General features: G+C 68.0%; 15 protein-coding genes. 8 read left to right on the top strand and 7 right to left on the bottom strand.

The window, feature by feature from the left end:
* Window positions 1–19: 19 nt before the first annotated feature.
* Window positions 20–640 (bottom strand): alpha/beta hydrolase, encoded by a 621-nt coding sequence (locus RYH80_RS14855; protein ID WP_370904803.1) that lies wholly within the window; start codon window positions 638–640, stop codon window positions 20–22.
* A 152-nt stretch (window positions 641–792) separates the two neighbouring features.
* Here RYH80_RS14855 and RYH80_RS14860 point away from each other — a divergent pair, with 152 nt between their 5' ends.
* A complete protein-coding gene (locus RYH80_RS14860; protein ID WP_370904804.1) occupies window positions 793–3150 on the top strand; it encodes a hypothetical protein in 2358 nt (785 codons plus the stop codon).
* A 15-nt stretch (window positions 3151–3165) separates the two neighbouring features.
* Here the strand turns inward: RYH80_RS14860 and RYH80_RS14865 are convergent, their stop codons facing one another.
* The 3 genes from RYH80_RS14865 to RYH80_RS14875 form a co-directional block, all read right to left on the bottom strand.
* On the bottom strand, window positions 3166–4002 hold the full coding sequence (locus RYH80_RS14865; protein ID WP_370904805.1) for an ABC transporter permease subunit: 837 nt from the start codon (window positions 4000–4002) through the stop codon (window positions 3166–3168).
* Window positions 3999–5084 carry an ABC transporter ATP-binding protein gene (locus RYH80_RS14870; protein ID WP_370904806.1) on the bottom strand — a complete coding sequence of 362 codons (1086 nt, stop codon included), beginning with the start codon at window positions 5082–5084 and terminating at the stop codon, window positions 3999–4001. Before RYH80_RS14870 ends, RYH80_RS14865 begins: the two co-directional genes overlap by 4 nt.
* A gap of 67 nt (window positions 5085–5151) precedes the next feature.
* A complete protein-coding gene (locus RYH80_RS14875) occupies window positions 5152–5934 on the bottom strand; it encodes an SDR family NAD(P)-dependent oxidoreductase (protein ID WP_370904807.1) in 783 nt (260 codons plus the stop codon).
* A 185-nt stretch (window positions 5935–6119) separates the two neighbouring features.
* Here RYH80_RS14875 and RYH80_RS14880 point away from each other — a divergent pair, with 185 nt between their 5' ends.
* The 5 genes from RYH80_RS14880 to RYH80_RS14900 all read left to right on the top strand — a co-directional run bounded on the left by RYH80_RS14880 (window position 6120) and on the right by RYH80_RS14900 (window position 13043).
* Window positions 6120–7775 carry a glycosyltransferase family 39 protein gene (locus RYH80_RS14880; protein WP_370904808.1) on the top strand — a complete coding sequence of 552 codons (1656 nt, stop codon included), beginning with the start codon at window positions 6120–6122 and terminating at the stop codon, window positions 7773–7775.
* A 17-nt stretch (window positions 7776–7792) separates the two neighbouring features.
* Window positions 7793–8962, top strand: a complete 1170-nt coding sequence (locus RYH80_RS14885) for a sensor histidine kinase (protein WP_370904809.1) — start codon at window positions 7793–7795, stop codon at window positions 8960–8962.
* Between the two features lie 304 nt (window positions 8963–9266).
* Window positions 9267–9641 (top strand): response regulator, encoded by a 375-nt coding sequence (locus RYH80_RS14890; RefSeq protein ID WP_370904810.1) that lies wholly within the window; start codon window positions 9267–9269, stop codon window positions 9639–9641.
* A gap of 13 nt (window positions 9642–9654) precedes the next feature.
* Window positions 9655–11013 (top strand): HEAT repeat domain-containing protein, encoded by a 1359-nt coding sequence (locus RYH80_RS14895; protein ID WP_370904811.1) that lies wholly within the window; start codon window positions 9655–9657, stop codon window positions 11011–11013.
* Window positions 11010–13043 (top strand): glycosyltransferase family 2 protein, encoded by a 2034-nt coding sequence (locus RYH80_RS14900; protein WP_370904812.1) that lies wholly within the window; start codon window positions 11010–11012, stop codon window positions 13041–13043. Before RYH80_RS14895 ends, RYH80_RS14900 begins: the two co-directional genes overlap by 4 nt.
* 20 nt (window positions 13044–13063) lie before the next feature.
* Here the strand turns inward: RYH80_RS14900 and RYH80_RS14905 are convergent, their stop codons facing one another.
* The gene (locus RYH80_RS14905) at window positions 13064–14722 is read right to left on the bottom strand and encodes a sensor histidine kinase (protein ID WP_370904813.1); all 1659 of its coding nucleotides are present in this window, start codon (window positions 14720–14722) and stop codon (window positions 13064–13066) included.
* A gap of 135 nt (window positions 14723–14857) precedes the next feature.
* The gene (locus RYH80_RS14910; protein ID WP_370904814.1) at window positions 14858–15550 is read right to left on the bottom strand and encodes an SDR family oxidoreductase; all 693 of its coding nucleotides are present in this window, start codon (window positions 15548–15550) and stop codon (window positions 14858–14860) included.
* A gap of 191 nt (window positions 15551–15741) precedes the next feature.
* Here RYH80_RS14910 and katG point away from each other — a divergent pair, with 191 nt between their 5' ends.
* Together katG and RYH80_RS14920 are read left to right on the top strand one after the other, a co-directional pair.
* Window positions 15742–17880, top strand: a complete 2139-nt coding sequence (katG, locus tag RYH80_RS14915) for a catalase/peroxidase HPI (RefSeq protein ID WP_370904815.1) — start codon at window positions 15742–15744, stop codon at window positions 17878–17880.
* Window positions 17881–17999: 119 nt separating this feature from the next.
* The gene (locus RYH80_RS14920; RefSeq protein ID WP_370904816.1) at window positions 18000–18368 is read left to right on the top strand and encodes a hypothetical protein; all 369 of its coding nucleotides are present in this window, start codon (window positions 18000–18002) and stop codon (window positions 18366–18368) included.
* 55 nt (window positions 18369–18423) lie between these two features.
* Here RYH80_RS14920 and RYH80_RS14925 read toward each other — a convergent pair whose 3' ends face one another.
* A complete protein-coding gene (locus RYH80_RS14925; RefSeq protein WP_370904817.1) occupies window positions 18424–18963 on the bottom strand; it encodes a hypothetical protein in 540 nt (179 codons plus the stop codon).
* Window positions 18964–19079: the final 116 nt, after the last annotated feature.

Consider the following 19079-nt stretch of genomic DNA (forward strand, 5'->3'; position numbering starts at 1 on the left):
CGGCCGGTACGCCCCTCCGCTACGGCTCCGAGAGGAAGGCGAGAGTCTCCTCGACGACACGCTCGCGATCTCCCAGGAAGGAGTGGTCCTCGCCGGCGAGTGTGACGAGTTCACCGTTCGGGAGCGCGTCGGCCAAGCCGGCGGCGTTGTCGACCGTCACGGTCTCGTCGGCGTCACCTTGGAGGATTCGTGTCGGCGTCCGGATCGCGGTGAGAGTCTCGTCGTCGACGGACGGGGCGTCGTCGTGGTCGCCGTGGAGGATCGCCGGTGCCCACAGGACGAGTCTGTCTGGCACCTCCGGGATCGTGTCGAGCACCAGTCGCCCGCCGAAACTCTTCGCGACGACCGCGACGGACTCGCAGCCGCGGTCGCGGAGCCACGCGACGGCCGCGCGGAGGTCGGTGGCGTGGTCGGACGCGGTCTTCGTCTGGAGGACATCTGTGTCGGCCCACGTCTGGAACCGCGCGACGAGGTGTCCGTCCGCGGCGGCCGCCGTCGCGAGGTCGTCGAACACGTCCTCGAACGGGCCGTGAGTCGCCCCCGGGACGATCAGGAGTCCGCCGTCCGTCGGCTCGTCCGGCCGTGTCACCCGCCCGGGGTACCGTTCGTCGTCGACGTGGAGGGTCGTCTCTCTGGACACGCCAGTGCGTCTCTCCACCGAGACAAATCACTGTCGCCCACGATAGCCTGGCTCTGCCCAGGAGAGGCTCCGGGCTCCTCCCGGAGACACGAGAGGTGGCACGCCTCCGGAGAGTAAGACATAGACTGGTGTGGTCCTCACACACGTAGTAGATGGACGACGACAGTCGGGGCGTGGACAGACGCCTCCTGCTCCGCTCGCTCGCCGCGACTGGCCTCGTCGGCAGCCTCGCCGGGTGTGGCGGGAACGGAGCCGACGGGGGAAGCGAGGATACCGCCCCAGACTCGACGGAAGCGGAGACGACCGTCCAGTCTCCGACAGCCTCGGACGCCGACACTGCGACACCGGACCCGCGCAACGCGCTGGAGGCGGTCCGCGTCGACGACGAGGGGTTCCGTGTCCGACGCGTCGGCGAGTGGGAGCCGACACTCCTGCGTGGCGTCAACCTCGGGATGGGGAAGCCGGGGCGGTTCCCGGGCGAGACGGCGATCACTCGCGAGGAGTACGACCGCTGGCTCGCACAGATGGCCGCGATGGACGCGAACGTGATCCGCGTGTACACGGTCCACCCACCGGCGTTCTACGAGGCGCTGGCCGCTCACAACGCCGATACCGACCGCCCACTCTACCTGTTACACGGCAACTGGCTCCCCGCCAGACTGATCGAGGGGGAGACCACCGCCTACGACGATACCGTGACGACGACGTTCGACGACCGGCTTCAGACGGTCGTCGACGTGGTCAACGGCGACGCAGAACTCCCCGAGCGGCGCGGCTACGCGGCTGGCAGCTACGACACGGACGTGTCGGCGTACACACTCGGCTACGTCGTCGGGATCGAGTGGGAACCACGGTTCGTCGCCCGCACGGACGAGCGCCACGAGGGCGGCGCGACCGACGGACGGTTCGTCCGGGCGACGAGCGACGCGAGCGGGTTCGAGCGGTGGCTCGCGGAGCGACTCGACGCGCTGACGACGTACGCCGCCGACACGTACGACCACCGCCGGCCCGTGAGTTTCGCGAACTGGCCCACCACCGACCACCTCACACACCCCGCGGAGCCGTTCGTGTGGGAAGACGAGGCGTCGGTGAACCCGAACCACGTCGTCACGACGGACGCCTTCGCGCCGGGAGCCTTCGCCACCTACCACGTCTACCCGTACTACCCGGACTTCATGAACTTCTCCGAGCGGTACACGTCGCACACGACCGCCGACGGGGAGCAGAGCAGCTACGCCGGTTACCTGACAGATCTCGTCGACGCCGTCGACCACCCGGTGTTCGTCGGCGAGTTCGGTGTCCCGGCCTCGCGTGGTACGGCGCACGAACACGTCTTCGGGCTGGACCAGGGGCACCACACGGAACGGGAGCAGGGGGAGATGGACGCCGAGCTGTTCGAACGACTGGTCGCGACGGGGACCGCCGGCGGTGCCGTGTTCGCGTGGCACGACGAGTGGTTCAAGCGCACCTGGAACACGATGGAGACCACCGACCCGAACCGGCGGCCCTTCTGGTTGAACGTCCAGTCGCCCGAACAGCGGTTCGGCCTGCTGTCGTTCGACCCCGAGGACGCGATCACGCTCTCCGGGACCGACGACGAGTGGACGGACGCGACCCGCGTCGCGAGCGGGGCCAGCGGTGTGCAGCACCCATTCGGGGACGGCGACGACGCGTCCCGCGACCTTCGCGAACTCCGTGCCAGCGTCGACGAGGCGTACCTGAACCTCCGGGCCACCTACGAAGACCTCGGCGAAGCCGTCGACTGGGACGCGACACAGACGCTCCTGTTACTCGACACGACGCCGGACCGCGGGAACACGACACTCCCGCGTGGGCTCGATGGCGAGACGACGCGTGGTGTGGACTTCGCGGTCGAACTCGGAGGCCCGTCGGCTTCGCGACTGTGGGTCGCCAGCCACCAGGACGTGTTCTACTACGAGTACGGGGAGCGCGATGAGGCGATCGAGGCGGGCCCGTACGCCGCGGATCCCGACAACGGGGTCTACCACCCGGTCAGACTCGCGACGAGCTACGCGCTGCGGATTCCGAACCAGGATCGGACGATTCCGTTCCGGTCGGTCGAGACGGGGGCGCTCCGCTACGGTACCGCCGATCCAGACCACCCAGACTACGACTCGCTGGCGGACGTGTTCGTCGACACGGACGGGAACACGGTCGAGGTGCGCCTCCCGTGGCAGGCCCTGAACGTCCGCGATCCGAGTAGTCGGACCGTCGTCGGAGACGTGTGGGAGGAGGGACTGTCCGCGGACCGGCAGATCGACGACGTGGGACTCGCGGCCGTGACCTACGCGCCGGACGCCGACGGGGCGGCCGTCGAGACCTCCGGCTCGTGGAATGCGGTCGACGTACTCCCGGCGTCGTCGGAGGGGTTCGGCGGCTTCGCCCGGTTCGGGTGGGACACGTGGAACACGCCTCGCTACCGCGAACGGACGAAGGAGTCGTACGACGTGTTGGCCGAGACGTACCGCCGGTACGCCGACGGGCGGTGAGTTTTCGCCGATGGACTAGAGGTCAGCGACCGCGAACTGCCGTCTTGCGACGACGAGTCCGATCAGTGTCCACGCACAGAGCACGGCCGCGTTCGCACCGGTCCCCAACAGCGGCGTCGTGGGTGCTGCACCCAGGATCGCGTTCCGGTCGCTGATCGCCTGTGCGTAGGCTCCGAAGGGGCTGAGTGTCCCGACGACGTGGTGTGTCGAAGCCGACAGGGAGAGAGTCTCCCCGACGGAGGCAGCGATTTGAGGCCACACGACAGAAACACCGAATACCGCGAGTGCCAACCCGAATGCGCGGGTCCGACCGCGGACGCTCGTCGTCACTGCTGTGCCGAGAGCGACGTAGCTCACAACGAGCAGGGCTGTGAATACTCCGAATCCGACGAATCGTCCCCAGCCGACGGCTGGCGGCGCAGCAACGAGGAGCAGGCCGGTCGCGAGCGTTCCGAGTGTCGTTCCGCAGAGGACGACGAGCGCTCGCGAGAGAAACGCTCCGAGAACGATCCGTTCTCGCCGGACCGGCAACCCGACGAGGAGTCGGAGCGTCCCAGTCTCTGCGGCACCTGCCACGACGCCCGCCGTCGCGACGATGGCCGCCAGTGGAACGACGGCGGACGTGCTCAACCACGCGAACAACAGGACGGAACGGAAGGCGACGGGGTCTCGTGGACTCCCGTTCGAAACGCCGAGGAGGGCACCGAACACGGGTGCGAGCACGCAGACGGCGACAGTCGTCCGACCGAGCGCAGAGCGCCGGATGACGAGGAGTTCGTGTCGGATCAACTGGGCTACGCCGACGCCCGATTTCTGAAGATCTCGCTCGCTCGGCCGGTTTCGGTCGGTCACGACGACTTCCCCTCCGGCGACCGGTCGTCGGACTCGCCACCGGTGTACGCTTCGAAGACGGTCTCCAGCGACGGGCGTGTCACGTCCATGTCGGACACGCCGATGCGGTCGTCGACACGGCGGACGATAGTCGCCTTGACTGTGGGATCGGTGCAGACCGCCGTCAGTCCCGACCGCGAAGTCGTGTCGGCCGTGTCCGAAGCGACACCCGGCGGCAGGGGGGACGTGGGCGAACTGTCTGACGGCGAGATAGCGCCGTCAGTTGAGACAGGTGACCCACTCGACGTGTCTGGAGGGCCGGTCGACACGTCCGCGACGCCGTCGGCGGCTTCGACGGACGCAGCAGTGTCGGGGTCGACCGGCGTCTCCGTCGCGAGGTGGAGTCGGTCGCCGGCTCCCACCCGCTCGCTCAGCGTCTCGACGTCCGCGACCGCCTCCAACCGACCGTCGACGAAGACGCCGACACGGTCACAGACGGCTTCGACCTCCGACAGGCGGTGACTCGAGAGGAACACGGTCGTACCGTTCGCGGCGAGATCGCAAACGAGGGTACGCAGTTCGGCGACGCCCGTTGGGTCGAGTCCGAGTGAGGGCTCGTCCAGAACGAGGAGGTCGGGGTCGCCGACGAGTGCCGTGGCGAGCAGGAGTCGCCCGCGCATCCCCGTCGAGTACTCGCCCGCGGGCCGCTCTCTCGCGGACTCCGAGAGACCAACGGTGTCTAGGAGTGCATCGGGGTCGTCGGCGGCGCCGGTCAAGCGGACGAGCGACGCGAGGTGTTCGCGTGCCGTCAGGTTCGGGTAGACGCCGCGGTCGTCTGGGAGGACGCCGAGCCGCTTGCGGACGCGGATCGGCTCTGTCCGTGGATCGTGACCGAACACCCGAACGGAGCCGTGTGTCGGGTTGACGAACCCGGCGAACAGCGCCACGGTCGTCGACTTCCCGGCGCCGTTCGGGCCCAAGAATCCGAACACCTCGCCGCGGTCGACGCGGAGATCAAGATCGTCGACCGCCACCGTGTCCCCGAACTGTTTGGTCACACCGTCCGTCTCGATCGCCGGTGGAGGTGCCGGCTGTTCGTGCACGCCACCCGAATCCAGGCGGGCGTCAAAAAACGTACTGGCATGGGTTCGACGGCCGCTGATCACGGCGTCACGTCGAGAACAGGTCCGCGCCGCCGGTGACACCGATCACCTGTCCGGTGACGTAACGGGCCTGCTCGCTGGCGAGGTAACAGATCAGCGGCGCCACGTCCTCCTCGCGACCGAGTTCCTTCATCGGCGTCGCCTGCCGGACGCGCTCGTACTGGGGTTCGAACTGTTCTAACTGTTCCGGCGAGAGGTCCGCCAGGTCGCCGACCACGATACTCGGCGTGAGCACGTTCGAGGTGATCCCGTGCTTCGCACCCTCCAGCGCCAGCGTCTTGCCGAAGCCGATCAGGCCGGACTTCGTCGTCGCGTAGGAGATCTGCGCGAAACTCCCGCGCCAGCCGGCGATAGACGCCATCGTGACGATCCGGCCCCACCCGCGTTCTTTCATGTGCGGGAACACCGCCTTCGTGACGTTGTACGCGCCGGTGAGGTTCAGCTCCACGTCGCGGTCCCACAACTCGTCGTCGAACGACTCGATCCGCGAGACAGCGTCGACGAACCCGGCGTTGTTGACCAAGATGTCGATCCCGTCCGTCTCGCTCTCCAACGCCGCCACGGTGTCGGTCACCGCCTCGCGGTCTGTGAGGTCACACTCGACGGCTCGCGCCGTCCCTGGGCGGTCGCTGTCGGTGATCTCCTCGGCGACCGTCTCCGCGCCGTCCGCGTCCACGTCCAAGACGACCACGTCCGCGCCCTCCGCCGCGAGGTGGCGGCAGTCTTCGCTCCCGAGTCGGCCCGCGCCACCCGTGACCAGTGCGGTCTTGTCGTCCAAGCCGAAGTCCATACAGCCGGTGACGGGAGGGTGTGGTATCAGTGTTCGTGCACCACGGGCAACGGGTGCGGTGTTCACTCACACTACGGGACGTGGTACGTTCCCGTCCCTAGGGTGAGCGACCTCGGTGAGACGTGACTCGACGACCCCCATCCGGATGCGACACGATTTAACCGAGGGAGTCGCAGGGAAGCACGATGCGACTCCCGGAGGACGTGGTAGTGTCGTTGCGACGGGTGGCCGATGGTCTCGACCACCGAGGTCTCCCGCCGGAACTCGCCGTGTTGGTGCCGCTCGGTGCCGCACTCCGACTCTACGATCTCGGGGCCGAGAGCCTCTGGATCGACGAGGTGTTCACGACGACGATGGCGACCGAGCGGACGCTCCGGGAACTGCTCTTCGTGGTCCCGACGTTCGAGCCACACCCGCCGCTGTACAACGTCTTCGTGTGGGTGTGGGTCCGTGTCGCGGGCGAGTCGGCGGTCGCACTCCGCGCTCCGTCGGTGATCTTCGGAGTCGCGGCGATTCCGCTCGTGTACGCCCTCGGTCGCGACCTGTTCGACCGGTGGACGGCGACGGCCGCGACACTGCTGTTCACCGTCTCACCGCTCCAGATCTGGTACGCACAGGAGGCGCGGATGTACGCGCTGCTCGTGGCGGCGACGCTCGTCTCCTTCCTCGCGTACCGGCGCCTGCCCGACGCGACCGACCGCCGGTCGACAGCGGTGTACGTCGTCGCCGCACTCGTTCTCGGCTACACCCACGTGTACGGGCTGTTCGTGCTACTGGCGCAGGGGACGGACGCCGTCCGGCGCCGGTGGCGCGGCGGTCGCAGCCTCTCGTGGCGGCGGATCGTCGCGTTGTACGGCGGACTCCTGCTTGGACTGTCGCCGTGGACCGGGCTGCTCGTCGCGCGAACACTCGTTCCGGAGTGGTTCCCGCCGGACGCGGCGGCGTGGCTCCGGGCACCCACTGGGCTGGAACTGGCCGACGCACTTCGGCTGCTGTCGGTCGGTGCGACGCGTGACACGCGACCGTACGACGCGCTCGCGGCGCCGTCGGACGTGTTCGTCTTCGTCGTCGGGCTGTGTCTCTTCGCCGTCGCCGCGTTCTACACGCTGGGTGCCTTCGGGGAGCGAGGGTGGAGCGTCCGCCTGCTGACGGTGTGGCTCCTCGCGACCGTCGGTGTTCCGCTGGTGATCTCTGCGACCGTGCGGCCCATCTTCCAGTTGCGATACCTGACCGTCGCTAGTCCGGCGGTCTTGCTGTTGGCAGCACGCGGCAGTCGAGCCGTCTCTATTATTCCGGTACGATACGTGCTGGTCGGACTCTTGTTGCTCGGGACGCTCGCGCCGCTCCCGAGCTACTACGCCGAACCGACGCGCGACCAGTGGGACGTGGCCGCGGCAGACGTGTCCGACCGCGTCGACGGCGACGACGTAGTGGTAGTCGTCCCCGGGTGGACGTGGAACGGTCCGAGTGACGCGTTCGCCTACTACTTCGACCGCTCGGACGTGGCCGTCGAACCGCTGTACTCGTTCAGTCCGCGGGGGAGCTTCGCGGACGCAGTCGTCGGCCACGACGACGTGGTTCTCGTGGTGAGCTACACGAACGAGCGCGCGGCGGTCGTCGACCGCGTCGCGAACGCCACTGGGACGGCACCCACCGAGCGCCGGGAGTACGTGAGTGTCGTCGTGGTGGCGTTCGAACGCGACACGACCACGTCCGCCAGAGACTCGGAAGCGGCGACACAGACACCGCCGTCGACCCACGCGGCGGATCACGAGCGGCACCGTTCCCACGTTCGACCGGCTACACCGACCCGGATCGGGCAAAACGAATTAACCGGGTAGTGCCCACGTACTACGGGATGAGCGACGAACCCGGCCGTGCCGAGTTCTTCGGCGACCTCTACGACCTCCTGAACCTCCGCGAGGACGACCTCGACGCCAAGATCGACGCCGCGATCGATATCGGCTGCGACCGGCTCGGTGTCGAGCACGGTGTCGTCACGCACACCCGCGACGGCGCCTACGAGGTGTTGGCGTCCTCGATCCGCGAGGGGGAGTACGCCGCCGGCTCCGTGACGGACCTCTCGACCACCTGGTGTCGCCACGTCGTCGACGACGGTGAAACGCTGGCCTTCGACGACGTGGACCGGACGCCGTACGCCGACGACGTGGCCCGCGAGGAGACGGGGCTGGTCTGTTACATCGGCGTCCCGCTCGTCGTCGAGGGAGAGACGTACGGGACACTGTGCTTCTCCGACACGGAGTCCCGTGGCGACGAGTTCACGCGTGCCGATCACGAGTTCGTGACGCTCCTCGCGGAGTGGGTGAGCTACGAGATCGAGTCGGCACTCCACGCAGAGGAACTCGTGGAACGGAACCGGCGACTCGACGAATTCACCGGCATCGTCGCCCACGACCTGCGGAACCCACTCACGGCCGCCATCGGCTACACGGAACTCGTCTCGGAACAGTTGGAGGGGCAACAGCGGGACCACTTGGAGGTCGTCGCGGAGAACCTCCACCGGATGGAGTCGATGATCGACGGGCTGCTCCTGTTGGCTCAGCAGGGCCACGACGTGGGCGAGCGATCCCCCGTCCGCCTCGACGAGCTCGCACACGCCGCGTGGGAGACGATCGAGACGCGCGACGCGACGCTGGTCGTCGAGACGGATCGACAGGTGTTCGCGGACGAGGCGCGACTCAGACAGGTGTTCGAGAACCTGTTCCGGAACGCCGTCGAACACTGTCCCCCGGGCGTGAGCGTGACGGTCCGCGGCACGCCCGACGGGTTCGAGGTGGCCGACGACGGGCCCGGACTGCCGGCGGAGTTGGCCGAGACCCTGTTCGACAGAGACCGGATCGGCGACGGCGAGCGGCGCGGCCTCGGACTCCTCATCGTCGAGCGGATCGTTCGCGGCCACGACTGGGACGTGAGCGTCGAGAGCGGCGACGACGGGACGACGTTCCGTGTCACGGGCGTCCAGCGCGGGCCCGAGACACATCCCGAGGGCGAGGCGTCTGCCTCGTGATCGCGTCGGACTCGCGACTCGCCGGCACGCGACTGTCACTGGTCGCCACGAGACCACCACTCGCCGCCACACGATCATCTCTTCACCCCACCCGCCGCTCGCAGTCACACGACCACCCTCTCACAGTCTCACGACGGACAGACCTCGCCTCCGAGAGACGACGGCGCCGCACTGTTTTTCCCGTCGGGCGTCCATCTTCCGAGAGACACGAACCGGGGGCGGTAAGGGGAGACGGCCCACGTGAGCGACTGTAGCCCGTCCCGACGCGACCTCCGCGACCAGTCCCCGGGAGACTGACCGACGGATGACACACACCATCGTGATCGCGGACGACGACGACTCCGTGCGGCGACTCGTTGAGCACAAACTGTCCGCTGCGGGGTACGAGGTGGAGAGTTTCGTCAACGGGAGCCGAACCTGGGACCACCTCCAGACTGCTCCCGTCCCGGACCTGTGCGTGCTCGACGTGATGATGCCGGGACTCACCGGACTCCAAGTGGTCGAGCGGATGCGCGACGACGAGGCCCTCGCGGACGTGCCTGTGGTCGTCCTCTCCTCGCGGGGTCGCGAGGCGGACGTACTCGACGGACTGGAGAGTGGAGCGACCGACTACGTCACGAAGCCGTTCAGTCCGCGCGAACTCCTCTCGCGTGTCCGACTGCGGCTCGGCGAGGAGTGACAGACGGCGAGGTATGACCCCCGACTACGCACACCCCGTCGTCTCGCAACTGCCACGGCCGACGGCCGAGACAGCAATCTTCGCCGGTATCGTCCTGCTGGCGCTGTTGATCGCCGTCGCCGTGTTGACCCTCGCAGAGTCGGTCTACCAGTACCGTCGCGACCGCCGACGCGACCGCGTCCGTGAGGACGTAGAGTTGGCCCTGCTGTCTCGGATGTCCGACCCCGATCCGGAGTGGGACGAGTGGGTGGCGTCTGCGTCGACCCCGGAACGAGACGTGGCGCGCGAACTGTTGGACGACTACCTCCGGACCGTCGAGGGGACGGAGCGAGCGAACCTCGTCGAACTCGTCCGCGAGTTGGGAATCTTCGCGGAGGCACGCGAGACGCTGGACGGTGGGGCGAGACACGAGAAGCTCCAGGCGCTCGGCTGGTTCGCGCTCTCCGGCGAAGGCGTCGATCCCGACCGGCTCGAGGCGACCTGTACTGGCGGCAACGATCTCCGAGCGGCGGCCGCCCGCGTGCTGTACGAGGCCGACCATCCGGACGCCCGCGAGCGTGGGACGGACCTGCTGGTGGGTGACGGCTCCACGACGTTGACCACCCACGGGTTGGACACGCTGTACCGACTGTACGAGACGGATCCGAAGCCGTTGCTCGACCGGGCGGCCGCGGAAGGGGACGAGTGGGGACTCTCCCTAGTCGTGCAGGTGCTGTCGGTGATCCGCCACACCGGCCTGTTGGCGCAGGACGCCGACTGGTCGTTCGTCCGCGATCACACGACCCACGAGTCGCCGTCCGTCCGCGCCGCGGCGGCGCAGGCGTTCGGCCCGCCGGGGTGGGACCCGGCCTTCCGAGAGTCCGTCCCCGTCGAGCGACTGCTCGCGGACCCACACCGCAACGTCCGACGCGCGACGTACGAAGTGCTCGCGGAGTGGGGCGACGGCCGCTCGCTGGAGCTGCTCCGGGAGGCGTTGCGAACGGAACCGGACCAGCGTTCCCGTCTGCGAGGCTTGGAAGCGTTGGACGACAACCAACTCACCGAACTGGAACTTGGAGTTCCCACGGCCGACGACAACCGAGACGACGGACCGGTGCCGTCCGTTCCCGTCGCAGGGGACGCTGCCGCCGACACCACCCCGCCAGCGCCGACGGTCGACACCGAAGACGACGGCGAGGTGACGGCTGGCACCGCCGCCGGCTCGCCGACAGAGACCGGCGCCACCGATCCCGCGGCAGCGGAGCCCGCCGACGCCGACCAGGCGGTCGACGTGGCAGTCGACGCCGGGGGTCAGTCCCTGACACCGGACCCGACGGCGTTCGACCGAGCCCTGGCGTGGGTGCGCGCAGACCGGGAGGCGAGCGACCGGTGACCCCCGAAGCGGCGTTCACGCAGTTGCTCGCCGTCACCGGGGTCGTCATCTTCGGCTACTACCTGCTGGTGAACGGGAACTACCTGTTCGTCCACGTGGTGGCGCTGCTGCAACTGCGCGAGGAGGTCCGCGAGGACCAGTGGGACCCCACCTACGAGCCGTTCACGACGCCGTTCCTCCCGGGCATCGCCATCGTCGTCCCGGCGTACAACGAGGCGAGCGTGATCCGCGAGAGTGTGCAGTCACTGCTGACCGTCAACTACCCCGACAAGGAGGTGATCGTCGTCAACGACGGGTCGACGGACGACACGCTCGATCGCCTCCGAGAGTCCTACGACCTCCACCGAGTCGCCGCGGAGGTGCCGATCGACGTTCCTAGCGAGACGATCCGGGCGGTGTACCGCAGCGGCGACCGCGGCGACCTCCTCGTCGTCGACAAGGAGAACGGCGGGAAGAGCGACGCGTTGAACGCCGGACTCTGGCTGACGGACAAGGAGTTGTTCTGTGCCGTCGACGCCGACTCCGTCGTCGACAAGGACTCGCTGTTGGAGATCGTCCGCCCGTTCTTGGAGCAGCCCCGCTCGATGGTCGCCGTCGGCGGAACCGTCCGAGTCGCGAACGACTGTACGATCGAGTACGGGCAGGTGACGGAGGTGTCGCTAGACCAGGCACCGCTCGTCGCGGTGCAGGTGATGGAGTACCTGCGAGCGTTCTACTCCGGGCGGCTCGGGTTGAGCCGGCTGAAGGGGTTGATCCTCATCTCCGGCGCGTTCGGCCTGTTCCGGACGCAGGTCGTCCGCGAGATCGGCGGCTACCGCGAGGACACGATCACCGAGGACTTCGACCTGCTCGTCAGGCTCCACCGCCACCTGATGCAGGAGGACCGCGAGTACGCGGTGGAGTTCCTCCCGCAGCCGGTGATCTGGACGGAAGTGCCGGAGTCGTTGGCCGTCCTCAGTCGGCAACGGCGGCGGTGGTACCGCGGGATGGTGGAGACGCTGTGGACGAACCGCGACATGATCGGGAACCCGACGTACGGCCGGATCGGCGTGTACATCCTCCCCTTCTTCGCCCTGGCGGAGTTGCTCGGACCGCTGATCGAAGGGTTGGGGTACCTCCTGATCCCGCTGGCGGTGTACTTCGGGGCGTTGAACGTGGAGTTCTTCGTGTTGTACTTCGTCGTGACGACCGGGTTCGGCGTGTTCCTCTCGTGGTTCGGCGTCTACAGCGAGGTGACCTCCTTCCGGCGGTACGACGATCCACGCGAGATTCTCTCACTGCTGGGTGACGGTGTGCTTGAGAACTTCGGCTACAGACAGTGGAAGACGTACCTCGCGTGGCGTGGGTTGTTCGAGTACCTCCGCGGCGACTCTTCGTGGGGTGTGATGGACCGTGCCGGGTTCGACGACGGGGAGGGAGAGACCGACGACGGGGCAACGAGAGCGGCCAGAGAGACGAGCGAGACCGAGGACGGCTTCGTCTGGGCGACGCCCGTCACACCGGACGGGCGCACTGGCGACGGGGACGGGGCGGGCCTGCGTGACACGGGCAGACAACGGCACCAGACGGACGGCTTCCTCTGGGGTGCCGGTGGCGACGGCTTCCTGTGGGGCGTGAGCCGCGACGGGTTCCGGTGGGGCGCGGGTCGTGACGGCTTCCGCCGGGGTCCGATGGGAGACGACAGTCGACGAGGGTGTCTGGGTGACGAGTTCCAGTGGAGTACCGGAGGCGACGGCTTCCGGTGGGGCACCGGCGGCGAGCGGGACGCCGCCCTGTGGGCCACCGACGGGGACGGCTTCGTCTGGGCGGCTCCGCTCGCGACGGGGTTCCAGTGGGTCGTCGGCGACGGCGAGCGCGTCGTCGCCGGTCTCGTTCCACACGACAGGCCGACGGCCGCGACAGAACTCGCTGTGACGCCTGCCGACCCCACCGACGACTGGCTCTGGGGGCGTGTCTCGTCACGAGACGGGTTCGAGTGGGGACTCCGCGAGACGGCCGAGCGCGAACGGAGCGAACTCGACGACGACTGAGCAGACGCTGTGTCGGCGACTCACTCCACGTACGTCTCGACGCCGGTGAACTCGAACCGCGCACCACCGTCGACACTCTCCCCCACCGACACGTCCCAGTCGTGGGCCGCGGCGACGGTCTCGACGACGACGAGTCCGATCCCGTCGCCGTCGCCGTCGGTCGTTCCGGGCTCGAACACCCGCTCGCGCTCTGTCGGTGGGATTCCAGGGCCGTCGTCGGCCACGTAGAAGCCCGTGCCGTCGGCCGTCGGCCCGACCGTGACCGTCGCGTCGCGGCCCGCGTGTGTGACGCTGTTGGCGAACAAGTTCTCGAACACGTGCCGGAGACTCCGCGGGTCCGCCTCGACGGCGACAGACTCCCGGACGATCAGCGAGCCGGCGTCGCTCCCGGCGAGCTCCCAACACTCCTCGGCGAGTTCGGCGACGGCGACGCGTTCGGTCTCCACCGTCACGTCCTCGTGGTGGGCGAGCGCGAGGACCCCCTGTGAGATCTCCTCCATCCTGTCGAGCGCGTGCTGGAGGGTCTCGATCTCGTCGGCGACCGCGTCGCCGGCCCCCGACTCGGCGAGCCGCGACTCGACGAGGCCGAGGTACCCCTGTGCGGTGTTGAGTGGGTTCTTCAAGTCGTGACAGACGATGGCAGTGAACGCCTCCAGGCGACCGTTCCGGCGGCGGAGTCGCTCGCGCTGGTCGCGCAGTTCCGTCACGTCGCGTGCCACGAGCACCGCCGTGTCGCGGCCGTCGAACTGGAGCGGGCTCACCACCGCCTCAAAGTACCGCTCGTCGCCGAACGTCGTCATCGGGTACTCGACGGAGACGCTGTCCCACTCGTCGATCGCCCGCTCGACGGCGTCGCGGATCGCCGTCGCGGCCGTCTCCGCCAACACGTCGTCGACGCGTTCGCCGACCAAGTTCTCGCGACTCGCCTCGCCGATGTCTCGGCGCCCGAGCAACACGTCGACGTACCGGCCCTTGCGGTCGTAGAGGAACGCGTAGTCTGGGAACGCGCGGTCGAGGGCGTCCAGCACGGCCGACCGATCCGGTCGCTCGTCGCCGCCGTCTCTCTCCGGCACAGTCGTCGCGACCCACGAGCGGTCTGGCTCGGTAGGAGAGTCGCGGCCCGGGTCGTCCGGTGTCGGGTCCACGCCGGTCGTCGGATCGACACCGCTCGTCCTCTCCGCCGGGAGCGGTCCGGCGTCGGCGACGAGCCGGTGCAGTGCCGCCCCGGCGAGACTCGCGAGTTCTCCGAGGTGGGTCTCGAACCGCTCACCGGGGGTCGTGGCGTTCCGGAACGGACAGACCACGACCTCTCCGAACCCCGTCGGTGCGGCACAGTACGCGGCGGCGCCGTCGAACGGTACCCGTTCGGTCACGGTCTGTGTGACACCGAGTTCGGCGACACTCTGGACGGTCCTCGCCGCGGCACCGAGTCTCCCCAGCCCGTGTCGGCGACGGAACACATCGGTCCGGTGACACGGCGTCTCCGACCCGTCGTCGACACGGTACACGGCGACGGCCTCGTGACCGAGGTGCTCGGCGACCGACGCCGTCGTCGCACGTCTGATCGCCGTCGGACTCTCGGCGTCGAACAACGCGGCCGCCTCGCGGTGGAGGGCGACGTACTCGCGTTCGAGTCGACTCGTCGTGTCCTCCGTCTCGTGGCGGGGGTCGGGGACCATCTCCTCGTGTGCGCCTCCGCCGGGCCGTGGTATCAATCTGACTACGAACGGTACTGTGAGAACAATTGACGCGAACCGAACTCCGACGAGCGCTCGCTGGTGGAGAACGTTTCCTCGGGAGCGGTCCGTGTCTCTTCAGAACTTGTCCGTCGTGTCGACGCTCACCTCGGTGAACTCGACGTGTGGGGGCCGCGAGAGCGCGAAGACGACGATCTCGGCGATGTCCTCGGGCTCCATCGCCCGCCCGTCCCAGTGTGCCCAGTCGTTGAGTTCCGTGGAGACGGCACCGGGCATCAGCGTCGTCACCCGCACGTCGTCGTCGGCCACCTCCTTCCGGAGCGAGCGGCAGAACCCGTTGACCCCGAACTTCGAGGCGGTGTAGGCGCTCCCGCCCTCCTGCGGGTAGCGTGCACTGAGCGAGGAGACGGTGAGCACGTCACCCTCTGCCTCGCGGATCGCCGACAGCGTCGCCTCGGTGACGGTCGCGACACCCTCCAAGTTCACGCGGATCGTCTCGCGCATCTCGTCCAGGTGCCCCTCGCCGACCGGCCCACCGCGGGCGATCCCGGCGTTGTTCACCAGCACGTCGATCCGACCGAACGAGTCCAGGGTCTGCTCGACCGCCGAGTCGACCGCCTCGGGATCCGTCACGTCCGTCGGGACCGCTAGCGTCTCCCCGTCGATCTCGGCGGCCACCTCTCGGAGCCGCTCCTCGCGGCGTGCGAGGAGGACCACGGAGCAGCCCTCTCGCCCCAGTGCTCGAGCCGTCGCCGCGCCGATGCCAGAGGAGGCACCGGTCACGACCGCGACTGCGTCGTCCAGTGTCACAGACTCGTTGGAACCGGCACGGGACTTGTCCCTTCCGCCTCCGTGGGTGCCGGTGACACGATCGGCGCCCGCTCGCAGTATTCGACGGGAGTTCGTCCACGGTTGACGCACCACGAAGAGACGTTGGTGGCCTCGAATACTTCGTTCCGGGTTAGACAATCTTATGAGGGAAAGCGAGCAAGTACGGTCACATGAGTAGCTCCAACCGCGAGTGGTTCCCGGAACGACTGAACTTGGACGTGCTCGACCGCAACGCCCGGTCGGTCGACCCGATGAGCGAGGCGTTCGACTACGGCGAGGCGTTCGAGTCGCTGGATCTCGACGAGGTGAAGGCGGACATCGAAGACGTGATGACGACCTCCCAGGACTGGTGGCCGGCCGACTACGGCCACTACGGGCCGCTGTTCATCCGGATGGCCTGGCACAGCGCCGGCACCTACCGGACGAGCGACGGCCGTGGCGGCGCCGGCTCCGGCCAACAGCGGTTCGCCCCGCTGAACAGTTGGCCGGACAACGCGAACCTCGACAAGGCGCGGCGACTCCTCCAGCCGGTCAAACAGAAGTACGGCCGTAAGCTCTCGTGGGCGGACCTGATGATCCTCGCGGGCAACGTCGCCTTGGAGTCGATGGGCGCGCGGACGGTCGGGTTCGCCGGCGGGCGCGAAGACGCCTTCGAGCCGGAACCCGTCGACTGGGGACCGGAGGCGGAACTGGAGACCCAAGACCGGTTCGAGGAACCGGGTGAGATCAAAGATGGCCTCGGTGCGTCGGTGATGGGCCTGATCTACGTGAACCCGGAGGGGCCGGACGGCCAGCCCGATCCCGAGCAGTCGGCGAAGAACATCCGTCAGACGTTCTCGCGGATGGCGATGAACGACAAGGAGACGGCCGCGCTGATCGCGGGCGGCCACACCTTCGGGAAGGTCCACGGCGCCGACGATCCCGAGGAGAACCTCGGCGTCCCGCCGGAGGAGGCACCCATCGAGGCGCAGGGCCTCGGCTGGGAGAACGACCACGGTACCGGAAAGGGAGCAGACACCATCACCAGCGGGATCGAGGGCCCGTGGACCCAGTCGCCGACGGAGTGGGACATGGGGTACGTCGACAACCTGCTGGAGTACGAGTGGGAACCCGAGAAGGGCCCCGGCGGCGCCTGGCAGTGGACCCCGAAGTCCGAGGAACTGGAAGACTCCGTCCCGGACGCCCACGAGGAGGGTGAGTCCGTCACGCCGATGATGCTGACGACGGACATCGCGCTCAAGCGGGACCCGGACTACCGCGAGGTGATGGAGGAGTTCCAGGATAGCATGATGGAGTTCGGGATGGCGTTCGCTCGCGCCTGGTACAAACTCACCCACCGCGACATGGGTCCGCCGGAGCGGTTCCTGGGCGAGGAGGTGCCCGACGAGGAGATGATCTGGCAGGACCCGCTGCCGGAGCCGACGTACGAGCCGATCTCGGACGCGCAGGCAGCCGAGCTGAAGGCGGCCATCCTCGACACGGACCTCACCGTCCCACAGTTGGTGAAGACGGCGTGGGCCTCGGCGTCCACGTACCGCGACAGCGACAAGCGCGGCGGCGCCAACGGTGCTCGCGTCCGGCTCGCCCCCCAGAAGGACTGGGAGGTCAACGAGCCAGAGGAACTGTCGACGGTGCTGGAGACGCTCGACGACGTGCGCTTCGAGTTCAACACGGACGCCGAGGGAGACACCGGCGTCTCGCTGGCGGACACGATCGTCCTCGGCGGGCACGCGGCCGTCGAGCGCGCCGCCGAGCGCGCCGGCTACGACGTGACGGTGCCGTTCGAGCCCGGTCGTGTCGACGCCTCGGCCGACCAGACGGACACAGAGTCCTTCGAGGCGCTGAAGCCCGCCTCGGACGGGTTCCGCAACTACCTGCCCGAAGACGCCGATCGGACCGCCGAGGAGTTGTTGGTCGACGACGCGGAACTGTTGAACCTGACGCCCCAGGAGATGACGGCGCTGGTCGGCGGGATGCGCGCACTCGGAGCCACGTACCAGAACACGGACGTGGGCGTGTTCACGGACGAGCCCGGTGCGCTCACCAACGACTTCTTCGCGGAACTGATCGGGATGGACACCCGGTGGGAGCCGGTCACGGAGGAGCGGCAGTTGTTCGAGGGGTACGACCGCGAGACCGGCGAACTCCGCTGGGAGGCGACGCGGTTCGACCTGATCTTCGGCTCGAACTCGCGGCTGCGTGCCATCGCAGAGGTGTACGGCGCCGACGACGGCGAGGAGAAACTCGTCGAGGACTTCGTCGACGCCTGGCAGAAGGTCACGACGCTGGACCGCTTCGACTTGGAGTGACTCGGACTCCGGTGTGAGGTGACACCGGCTGCCCGTCGTCACCTCGGCGCCACGACTCACGCTCGATCCTGTCTGTCTGCTGCGACAACACTTCTATACTCTTCCGGTGTAGTCGGTTCATGGAAGCCAGGAAGACGGTGGAGGGGAGAGGCTGGACGGCACCGAGCACCCGGACGGCAGTCTACGCGCTGTTCGGAGGGATCGTGGGAGTCGTCGCATTCCACGGTGCGATCGGACAACTCCCGTGGATCGGAGTCGGCGTCGCCGCCGTAGTGCTGCTCCGACAGGGTGACACAGAACCCTCAGAGCGGAGTCGGGCGCGGGCGCTGCTCGTACGACTACGGAACTGGCGACTCGCGGGACCCGCCGCGACGGCTGCGGTGTTCGTCGGGGCGCTCGTCGTCGGTGGCGTCGCCGCGAGCGGGGGCACGGCGTGGCTCCCAGTCGCGGTCTCGTGTGCCGTCGTCGCCACCAGCCTCGACGACTGACGACCGTCGTGACGGCACACTCACCGTCCACGGACGAGAGTGCGTTCGAACTCGATCACCAGCTGATGTCGACCGCGAACCCCTCGTCCGACCGCAGATCTGCGTCGTCGATCTCGTGTGTCGTCAACGACACGTCTCCGTCCGAGAACTCTTGAGCGAGTCCCTCGAACACGCCTTTCGCCAGCGGGTACGGGTATGGGTAGTCGGGAGAACAGCTCATGCGGTACTGTGTGGCGTCGACCTTCTCGACGGCGTACGACCCCCAGTCGGACTGGCTGCCGTCCTTGTGGGCGAGTTGGTGCGACTCGTCGAGGTTCTTGAGCGCACCGGCGATTGTATCGACGTGGTCGGGGACATCGTTGCGCGCCGCCATCTCTCTGCCACCCTCGGTGAGTGTCATCTCACCGACCTCAGACTCCACCTCCGCAAGCGCGTCCGTGAACGCACCTATGTCCACCCAGTCGGCGTCTTCGACGTTCTCAACGCCGTGTTTCGAAAGAATCTCGTGTGTCTTCCGTTCGTAGACCGCGGAGACTGCCCCTGCACTCGTGACGAACGCCTCAACGTACTTCGTTGCCACCTTCGCTCGGGCCATGATTGATATCACGGTGTCTAGGGGTATAATAGCTTCCCAGGTCTGAAGATAGCTTGAATATCTGTGGCCGAGGATTGAGTCTATCGACAGGGTGTCGAGACCCCATCGCCCCCGAC

Origin of the sequence: Halobaculum sp. MBLA0147, assembly GCF_041361345.1 — an archaeon.
GTDB lineage: Archaea > Halobacteriota > Halobacteria > Halobacteriales > Haloferacaceae > JAHENP01.